Source organism: Microcoleus sp. N9_A1 (assembly GCF_036701795.1).
GTDB lineage: Bacteria > Cyanobacteriota > Cyanobacteriia > Cyanobacteriales > Microcoleaceae > Microcoleus.
This window is the reverse complement of record NZ_JAUBRI010000123.1, coordinates 1-8,634: the sequence shown is the minus strand read 5'-3', so window position 1 is coordinate 8,634 and position 8,634 is coordinate 1. Positions and strand designations below refer to the sequence as shown.

The 8,634-nt window shown below is 45.1% G+C and carries 9 protein-coding genes and 1 rRNA gene; 5 read left to right on the top strand and 5 right to left on the bottom strand.

Annotation, left to right across the window (positions count from 1 at the left end; all coding sequences use genetic code 11):
- Positions 1–57 precede the first annotated feature (57 nt).
- Both QUA58_RS29955 and QUA58_RS29950 read right to left on the bottom strand, forming a co-directional pair.
- Positions 58–249 carry a hypothetical protein gene (locus QUA58_RS29955; RefSeq protein WP_333397778.1) on the bottom strand — a complete coding sequence of 64 codons (192 nt, stop codon included), beginning with the start codon at positions 247–249 and terminating at the stop codon, positions 58–60.
- A gap of 18 nt (positions 250–267) precedes the next feature.
- On the bottom strand, positions 268–2,166 hold the full coding sequence (locus QUA58_RS29950; protein ID WP_333397776.1) for an AAA family ATPase: 1,899 nt from the start codon (positions 2,164–2,166) through the stop codon (positions 268–270).
- Positions 2,167–2,381: 215 nt separating this feature from the next.
- Between QUA58_RS29950 and QUA58_RS29945 the strand changes: the two genes are divergently transcribed.
- The 4 genes from QUA58_RS29945 (at position 2,382) to QUA58_RS29930 (ending at position 4,465) form a co-directional block, all read left to right on the top strand.
- Positions 2,382–2,576 carry a hypothetical protein gene (locus QUA58_RS29945; RefSeq protein ID WP_333397773.1) on the top strand — a complete coding sequence of 65 codons (195 nt, stop codon included), beginning with the start codon at positions 2,382–2,384 and terminating at the stop codon, positions 2,574–2,576.
- Positions 2,577–2,809: 233 nt separating this feature from the next.
- Positions 2,810–3,745 (top strand): CHAP domain-containing protein, encoded by a 936-nt coding sequence (locus QUA58_RS29940; protein ID WP_333397771.1) that lies wholly within the window; start codon positions 2,810–2,812, stop codon positions 3,743–3,745.
- A gap of 170 nt (positions 3,746–3,915) precedes the next feature.
- Complete coding sequence (locus tag QUA58_RS29935; protein WP_333217447.1) at positions 3,916–4,140, top strand: CopG family transcriptional regulator; 225 nt, start codon at positions 3,916–3,918, stop codon at positions 4,138–4,140.
- On the top strand, positions 4,127–4,465 hold the full coding sequence (locus QUA58_RS29930; protein ID WP_333397769.1) for a type II toxin-antitoxin system PemK/MazF family toxin: 339 nt from the start codon (positions 4,127–4,129) through the stop codon (positions 4,463–4,465). The genes QUA58_RS29935 and QUA58_RS29930 overlap by 14 nt, the downstream gene beginning before the upstream one ends.
- Before the next feature lie 108 nt (positions 4,466–4,573).
- Here QUA58_RS29930 and QUA58_RS29925 read toward each other — a convergent pair whose 3' ends face one another.
- Positions 4,574–5,218 (bottom strand): Uma2 family endonuclease, encoded by a 645-nt coding sequence (locus QUA58_RS29925; protein ID WP_333397766.1) that lies wholly within the window; start codon positions 5,216–5,218, stop codon positions 4,574–4,576.
- A gap of 411 nt (positions 5,219–5,629) precedes the next feature.
- Between QUA58_RS29925 and QUA58_RS29920 the strand changes: the two genes are divergently transcribed.
- Complete coding sequence (locus QUA58_RS29920; RefSeq protein WP_333397764.1) at positions 5,630–7,330, top strand: ABC-F family ATP-binding cassette domain-containing protein; 1,701 nt, start codon at positions 5,630–5,632, stop codon at positions 7,328–7,330.
- Between the two features lie 79 nt (positions 7,331–7,409).
- Here QUA58_RS29920 and QUA58_RS29915 read toward each other — a convergent pair whose 3' ends face one another.
- Both QUA58_RS29915 and rrf read right to left on the bottom strand, forming a co-directional pair.
- Positions 7,410–8,327, bottom strand: a complete 918-nt coding sequence (locus QUA58_RS29915; RefSeq protein ID WP_333397762.1) for a fructosamine kinase family protein — start codon at positions 8,325–8,327, stop codon at positions 7,410–7,412.
- Between the two features lie 127 nt (positions 8,328–8,454).
- A 5S ribosomal RNA gene (gene rrf, locus QUA58_RS29910) occupies positions 8,455–8,572 on the bottom strand.
- Positions 8,573–8,634 lie beyond the last annotated feature (62 nt).

The following is an 8,634-nucleotide window of genomic DNA, read 5'->3' as shown; positions in this document are numbered from 1 at the left end:
CGCTTACGCTGTGCTTATCTTAACGGGGAATTTTCCTTAAGTATTTCTGCTTAGTTCTCAACTGGGATGCTCCCGGGAAATCGCTGTTGTAAAATCGGATTGTTCTCGATAAAGCTCTGCTAAACCACTTAAAGCTTTAGCCTTAACCTGAGTGTAGTGACTTTCTTCGGCGTAGTCGATCGCTCGATGGTACATTTCAAAAGATTTTTTATTACATTCTAAATTTTTATAAGTTAAACCCAGAAACAATAAACTGTAACCCCTAGCTCAAGCATCTAAAAGCTTTATTTTAAATAGTTCACTTTCTTCAACTTGTTCAGCAAATTCAAACGCTTTATTTTGAATGCCCAAGCATGAATAACAAAACGCTAAACAATACCCTGATTCAACTGCATACATATGATAAGAAGTATTTCTAGAAAGTAAACTTGCAACCTCAAAATTGCTGATGGCATCTTCTATTTCTCCGAGGTCAATTTTACAGAGTCCTATATTAAAATAACTAGCTATATTTAAACTTAAAATATTAAAATTAATGGCGATAGTTTTTGATAATTCGTGGCATTGAATTGCTTCATGGATAGAACCAGTTAGCCAGTATAGATCGCCTAATATATTATAAAGACGACTTAATGAAAAGCTGGGATTAATAATATCTAGTATTTTCCTAATTGCAGAAATCATTTGTTTTAACAATCCTAAACGATAAAATGAACAACCTAATGGCTCACCTTTTTTCTCCCATTTATTATGCCTTGGTGTGATCAAAATCTCAGCAGCTAATTCAAATTTTTTAATTTCTATATAGTGATAATAAGCTTCAACAGCTATTAATGCTTGTTGTACATTCTCTACTATTTCAACGCTTTCAGTCCAAAACTCTGCTGCTTTGCGATTCGTCTCTTCCCAATCTTCACTTGCTCTAAGCCGCGCGATCGCCTCAGCCCGAATCATCGGATGCAGCCAATATTCTCCCTGATTAAACTCCACCAAAGAGCGATTTCGCAAAGATTCGATAACTCGTCTGCGCTGTGGTTCTGGCACATCCCATAACAAACACAATAATCCATCAGTGGGGACAGTCGGCACATCTTGATAGCGATAACATCCCAAACGGCAGAGGAGTTTATAGGCTGCGGGGTCGAGTTCTTGGAGACGCTGAAACTGACTGGTAACTAAATTGTTTAAATCTGTCTTAACCAACGGATATGCGCTATTTTCCCGCCAATAAGCCACCATATTTCCATCAAAATCCTCTCGAATTGCACCGCACAGGATACCCATTGCTTTTGCATTACCAGCATAGGTATTGTGCATTGCATTGAGAGTCGGAATATCAATATCAATATGGCGGCTGCCGAAAAACTGTTGCCATGCCGATTCATCCAATCCGAGTAATTCGTAATGATCGACACTCACTTCAGGATCACACAGGCGATCGCGACTGGTAATTAGCGTCACTGACAGTACCGTCGAGTCAGCCAAAATTCGCAACAATTCTATATAGCGACGATGGGGTTGAATAAATCTACCTTGTCCATCTAGCGCTGGTTCCAGGTTATCAATCAACACTCCAACTTTGCGCGTTTGAAGTTGCCGTTTGAGCCTGCCAAGCATTACTCCAAATTCCCGCCCCGGTTCTTCCCCAAAGTCTCGCTTCAGCCATTCTTCAATCACGCTTTCGACGGGAGTAATATTCTCCGTCTCCTTCGCCATCGGGATTTCTAGCACTAAATCACATCCTTGGGAACGGAGATATTGTCGCGCCAAGGTTGTTTTACCTATACCGCCAGATGCTTTGATGACGATGATTTTTGCGCCTTGGTTGATGCGGGTGTTGAGCTGGGCGATCGCCTCTTCGCGTCCCACAAAATTCTGGTTTGATATTGAGGGATGTGCCTTTGCCATAGACACCACAGGTAACTCTGTTTCCTGAATTTCGCTGGGTTCAGCAATTTCTTTCCAGTTAACACCTACAGCCTCACAAATGGCAATAAAGGCATACCGATCGATGGCAGACTTTCTTGCCCAAAACCGCCTCAGTGTGGCTTCTGAGGTTGAGGCAGCTTCTACCCATATTGAAGCGTTTTTCTGCCAGCGCTTCTTGCGTCTAGCTTGGTCAACGATTTTTAGTCCTTGTTCTGATGCCCTCAGAGAATCAACCATGCTTCACCATTACCCCAACAGTGCTCCGATCTAATTTTAGCTCAGTTTGGTTCACTAAGAAAAGCCGTGAGCCATTTACTGAGCTATTTATTGAACTAAAAAGATGAGCTAAACTGAGCGCTCAAGCCAATTCGTATCTGAGATATTAGAAATGTGGGAACGAAATTTAAGCAAAAATTTCCCAAACTCAATTGAATATAAAAGGAGCAAGTGCAATGCCTGAAGAATATAAAGGATACGATCGCGAACGCACAGAACAGATAGAACAGCGAAATGGAGAAGTCGGCGATACAGAGTGGACTTCTTCAACAACAGCGGCTGTATCACAAGCAGCGGCGGCAGCAGCAAGCGGTAGTTTATCTGCTTCATCAAGTTCGTCATCAGATGATGACGATTCTCATGATAGCTAATCTTCTCTCGCAGTAGATAAGTAGATAGGGTGGACAACGATCACCCTTCTGCTTAGACAATAAGCGCGATCGCGCTTACCAGTATTTGACTACTCTCATAGAGTTCAGTTACAGATTTTGCTAACCAATGAACCCGACACTAAGTAAGTGACAAATAGGTTAGGTGAAGCGCATAACTTTGAATTCTATTTCCCTATAAAAACACAAAACAATTCATTAAACAAGGAAAACCCATGCCTTCACCGTCTGATTTTGGAATCAATCTGAACTCAAGCAACTACACCAACTCTACCGTCAACCCCTTCGCTGCTGTTGGCAATCCCAGCAATGTACCAGCCAACAGTAACTTCTTGTGGTGTACTGAATTTGCTTTCGGTCGAGCCGCCGAGAAAGGCTTGATTAATGCGAACTCCGGTTTAGGCGCTAAGATTCGCGGTCACGCTGGACAATGGGACGATCAAGCGCAAACTTGGAGCAGCCAACCTCGCGCCAATAGCTTTATTGTTTGGGATTCTACTGCTCCAGGAGACCCCTACGGTCATGTAGCCTTTGTCGAGCGAGTCAACTCCAATGGCTCGATTGATATCACTGAGGGGAACCTCAATTGGAATGGAGCCTTCAACGCTCGCACCTTGTCTGCATCCCAACTTCAGGGAAGGAAGTTTATTTATCTTGGAGGCGGTGTTACCCCTCCACCCCCGCCTTCAGGCGGCACAGTTTTCACGGGTGGGTCGGGGAATGACACCCTCTACGGGCGCAGCACCAACGACACTTTGATTGGTAATGGTGGCAACGACACGCTGTACGGTGAAGCCGGTAGCGACTACCTGAACGGTGGTGCGGGCAACGACTACCTCGACGGCTACGCCAGCTTCAATAGCCCCGATTTCGACACCTTAGAAGGAGGGCTTGGGGCTGATACCTTCGTTCTGGGAAATACCCGTCAGGGAATGTTCTACCAGGGCAACGGTCAAGCTACGATCGCAGACTACAACTTCCGCGATGACTATATCCAGTTGCGCGGTAATGCCAGTCAGTATCGCCTCACCAGTCAGGGCAATGACAAGCTCATACAAACTACGAGTGGAGACACGCTGGCTATTGTCAAAAACGTGCCTGACCTGAGCTTCACAGTCACATCTTCCCGTCGCGACTTTCAGTTTGTTTAACTTGCTTGTGCGTCTACAACAAATAGTATCTTCGGCAAAATTGGAAACCTGTGACAGGGTGTAGCGCTAAATGCTTACACCCTTTTTTCTGATTACAGGATTTGAGACGAAAATTTACTACTTGTGCTATAATTTAATAAAAATCTTTGTAATTACCAATTGCTAAGATAATGCAAGCTGAAAAAATATCAATTTCCCTATCACAATCGCTACTACAGTTTATTGAAAGCTACAAAATTGCTAAAGGATGCAACTCGCCCTCCCAAGTAATAGAAGTCGCTTTAGAATTGTTGCGGAATCAAGAACTAGAATCTGCTTACCGACAAGCATCCAGTGAAGTAGACTCCGCTTGGGAGCTAACAGTTGCCGATGGATTGACAGATGAAACGTGGTGAAATTTACTACGCTAATCTAAGTCCTACGGTTGGTTCTGAGATAGATAAACGCCGTCCCGTATTGGTGGTGAGCAATGACGCTAATAACCGTGCTGCCAATACAGTTACAATTCTACCAATTACCTCTAATGTAACCCGCGTCTACCCTTTCGAGGTGTTGCTAAATCCAGAGGATAGCGGTTTATCCAAACCTTCTAAAGTACAAGCACAGCAAGTACGGACAATTTCTAAACAGCGAATCACCAGCGATGCAGTGGGAAGTTTGAGTGAGGAAATCATGCAGTTGGTAAATGCTGCTCTCAAACTGCATTTAGATGTCGATTAAATGTGATATATAGGCGTTTTTTTTCGTGGCACGGGCGTCCCGCCTGTGCGATCTATCGGCTAAAAAAAGAGCGTGAAGGGGATCTATCCCGTAGGCGATCGCCCTCCTTCATTCCCCTGACTGAATTTGAGTCCTCACCCACTGCCTAAACTCTCGAATCATCGACGTTTCCCCCACATTTTTTTGCATTTCCAAAAATCCCATAATCTCAGATGGCGACAAAAAAGGAAAGTGAGGAGAAACCTCCCGTTCTACATATTCCTGACCTTCTAACTGATAGAATATTAAACGCGAACCGTCATAACGCCAAACCTCTGGCACGCCCAAAGTCGCATACAATTCCAGGCGGTTGATAGAACTGCTAGTAATATCAATCTCGATTACTAAATCAGGTGGCGGATATTCATTTAAGTCAATTTGATTTACAGCTCGAATAAGTCGCTCATTCTCGATATAGTAGCACTGATCAGGTTCTAATCCGCGAGCCAAATCCTCGCGCCTGCAAGTTCTCGAACCCAAGCTGCGAATTTCTACATTTAATTCTTCGGTGACAGTTTCTACGAAACGTCCTAAGATTTGTTTATTACCTTCATGTGGATCTGATGGAGTCATAATTTCTAATGTTCCGCGATCGTAAGTTAAACGAATTCCCCGCTGTTGGGCTAACTCGTTTACCAAAGATTCGTAAGTCTGCCAACTAATATTTTTCAGCACAACTCCCGGTTGTGGGGTTTGAATCAGGGTGGCTGTCATGGCTACCTGCTTGCTTTTTAGTTTATTTATTAAATCTTAGCAAAACTCAGCTTTACGAAACGCACTGAGGGGGTGATAACGCCTCTGAAACTTTGATTCTAAGAGCATTGAGGCTGCTGAACCACGAAAAAGATAGCGGATTATTGACAAGTTTATTGACTCGTAGGATCGGCAGCGATCGTCCCACCCAAATAGTCCTGCACCCACATTGAGGCCAGAAACCCGGTTGCTTCGTAGATTTCTAGTTGAGAATCTGCGATTTTTCAGAGAAACCCCGTTTCTTCGCGTAAGTCCCACCAAATCAAAATATTGCCACTGTCTAAATATAATTAAAATTTGTTAAGATTAACTCGACCTCAGCGCCGGCATCCCATCCGCCGCTAAACCTGCCCTTCCCCAGTCCCCACAACAATGCTGCGACTCGAACACATCAGTAAAATTTATCCCACAGGCGTCGTACTCAAAGATGTCACCTGGGAAGTCAAGCCAGGCGATCGCATCGGCTTAGTAGGCGTTAACGGTGCCGGCAAATCCACCCAACTCAAAATCATCGCCGGCGAAATCGAACCCACCGCAGGCGAAGTCATTCGCCCCGCCAGCCTCCACATCGCCTACCTCTCCCAAGAATTTGAAGTAGATCCGACTCGCACCGTCAAAGAAGAATTTTGGCGCGCCTTCAGCGAAGCCAACGAAGTCCATGAATCCCTAATGCAAGTCCATCGAGACTTGGAAAACTCCTCCCCAGAAAATCTCGACGAACTGATCCACAAAATGGATCGGCTGCAACGGCAATTTGAAGGCTTAAACGGCTACGGTTTAGAAGCCCAAATCGAGAAAATTCTGCCCGAAATCGGATTTGAACCCGAAGATGGCGATCGATTAGTCAGCGCTTTCAGCGGTGGCTGGCAAATGCGGATGAGTTTGGGCAAAATTCTCCTGCAAAAACCCGACATCCTGCTGCTAGACGAACCTACCAACCACCTAGACTTAGAAACCATCGAATGGCTGGAAGTGTACCTGAAAGGGCTGATAACCCCCATGGTAATCGTATCCCATGACCGGGAATTTCTCGATCGGCTCTGCACCCAAATCGTCGAAACAGAACGCGGCGTTTCCAGCACCTACCTCGGCAACTACTCCTCCTACCTGCTGCAAAAAGCAGAAGCCAGAGAAGCCCAACTCAGCGCCTACGAAAGCCAGCAAAAAGAACTCGAAAAACAGCAAGCATTCGTAGAAAAATTCCGCGCCAGCGCCACTCGCAGCACCCAAGCCAAAAGCCGCGAGAAACAGTTAGACAAAATCGAACGCATCGAAGCGCCCACCGGCGGATTAAAAACTTTGCATTTCCGGTTTCCCCCCGCACCCCGCAGCGGCCGCGAAGTAGCAATAATTGAAGATTTGGTGCACACCTACGGCGAAAAAATCCTATTTTTGGGAGCAGACTTATTAATTGAAAGGGGCGATCGTATAGCCTTTCTCGGCCCCAACGGCGCGGGCAAATCCACCCTGCTGCGCCTGATTATGGGTTTAGAAAAGCCTTCTGAAGGTACAGTCAAATTGGGAGGCCACAACGTCATTCCCGGTTACTTTGAACAGAATCAGGCAGAAGCCTTAGATTTGAATAAAAGCGTGATCGAAACCATTCACGACGAAGTACCCGACTGGAAAAATGAAGAAGTTCGGACTTTGTTGGGGCGGTTCTTGTTTACCGGCGAAACAGTATTCAAACAGGTGGGCGCTTTAAGCGGCGGCGAAAAAGCCCGTCTAGCTTTAGCAAAAATGCTGCTGGAACCGGTGAACTTGCTAATTTTGGATGAACCGACAAATCACCTCGACATTCCGGCGAAAGAGATGATGGAAGAAGCGATTCAGAATTATGACGGTACGGTAATTATCGTTTCACACGATCGCTATTTCATCTCCCAAGTAGCTAACAAAATTGTCGAGATTCGGGATGGAGAATTTCGCCCTTATTTGGGAGATTACCACTACTATCTCGATAAAATAGCTGAAGAAAAAGAGCTAGCCAAGTTAGCAAAAATTGAAGCAGAAAAAGGAGCTAAAAAAGCCGAAAAAGAAGCGAAGAAAAAAGCTGCTGCTAAGCAAAAATAAACTTGCAACCCTCGCAGATAAACCTTAAATTCGCGTTTATCTGCGTGCATCTGCGGTTAAAAAAGAATCTGATTCTTAACTAACCCAAAATTCGATTAATCATTTGATTCGCCTGGGACTCGTAACTCCCACCAAACAAATTAAAATGATTTAAAATGTGATACAGATTATAAAGAGTTGTGCGTTCTTCATACCCTGAATCCAAAGGCCAAACCTGATTATATCCCCGGTAAAACTGCGCCGGAAATCCACCAAATAGCTCAGTCATCGCCATATCAACTTCTCTATCTCCAAAATATGCCGCCGGGTCAAAAATCACAGGTTCTCCCGCAGATGTCACCCCCGCATTTCCCCCCCACAAATCCCCGTGCACTAGCGAGGGTTGAGGTTTATAACCAGCTAACAATTCAGGAATCATCTCTAATAAACGTTCCCCTTGTGGAAAATGACCGCCCCGACGCCTAGCCACTTTTAACTGATAACCAATCCGATGTTCTGCCCAAAATTCTGCCCAATTTGCCGTCCAATTATTAATTTGCACCGTTGAGCCGATCGTATTATTAATATCCCACCCAAAAACTGCCCTCAATAAGCCCGAATTAGGCTCTTGTCCCCCCCTTAGCAAGGGGGTGGTGGGGGGGGTGTATTTGTGCATTTCGGCAAGTTTTCGCCCCATTTCTTCCCAAGGTCGATCGCCCCCGCGACTTCCCAACTCCAGCCATTCCAGCACAATATAAGCTGAATTCCCCTCAGTTCCCCAGCAAATCAGCCCAGGTACTCGAATCGTCTGGGTTGCCCACATTTGCTGCAAACCCAAAGCCTCGGCTTCAAACATCGCAATTTGGGAAGCTTGATTGATTTTCGCGAAGTAAGCGCGGGAACTGCTGCTAATAGAATAGCCTTGATTGATGCAGCCGCCGCTGACAGAATGGCGATTGTCAATAGAAAATGTTTCTCCGGTTGTTTCACAGATGTGCGCGGCAATTTTGTCCCACATAGCATCAAATCGTTTTGAGGGTTGGGGGCGATCCGAATTAGTTTAACAGGTATGGCAACTTAATCCGCAAAAACAACACATCCCCTATCTGAAGGTCAGAAAGAGGCTTTGTTTATGTAAAATATAATCCAGGCATCGAGCTATTTTCTCAGGCAGTGACCCGCCAAATATCTTCGCCACCGCAGCGTTTAACAACCGAGTTCGGGATGGAATCGGAGTGGTGCCACTGCGTCATAGACACTACCGAAAAGCTGTAAGGGTAGAACCCTGAAGACTGCATAGAATTAAGTCATCAAATACCATCAAA

Bases quoted from the DNA above. Each gene is read 5' to 3' on its own strand.
- QUA58_RS29945 (WP_333397773.1), top strand. From the start codon at position 2,382: ATGCCTGAAGAATATAAAGGATACGATCGCGAACGCACAGAACAGATA.
- QUA58_RS29925 (WP_333397766.1), bottom strand. From the start codon at position 5,218: ATGACAGCCACCCTGATTCAAACCCCACAACCGGGAGTTGTGCTGAAA.
- QUA58_RS29940 (WP_333397771.1), top strand. From the start codon at position 2,810: ATGCCTTCACCGTCTGATTTTGGAATCAATCTGAACTCAAGCAACTAC.
- QUA58_RS29935 (WP_333217447.1), top strand. From the start codon at position 3,916: ATGCAAGCTGAAAAAATATCAATTTCCCTATCACAATCGCTACTACAG.
- QUA58_RS29930 (WP_333397769.1), top strand. From the start codon at position 4,127: ATGAAACGTGGTGAAATTTACTACGCTAATCTAAGTCCTACGGTTGGT.
- QUA58_RS29915 (WP_333397762.1), bottom strand. From the start codon at position 8,327: ATGTGGGACAAAATTGCCGCGCACATCTGTGAAACAACCGGAGAAACA.
- QUA58_RS29950 (WP_333397776.1), bottom strand. From the start codon at position 2,166: ATGGTTGATTCTCTGAGGGCATCAGAACAAGGACTAAAAATCGTTGAC.
- QUA58_RS29920 (WP_333397764.1), top strand. From the start codon at position 5,630: ATGCTGCGACTCGAACACATCAGTAAAATTTATCCCACAGGCGTCGTA.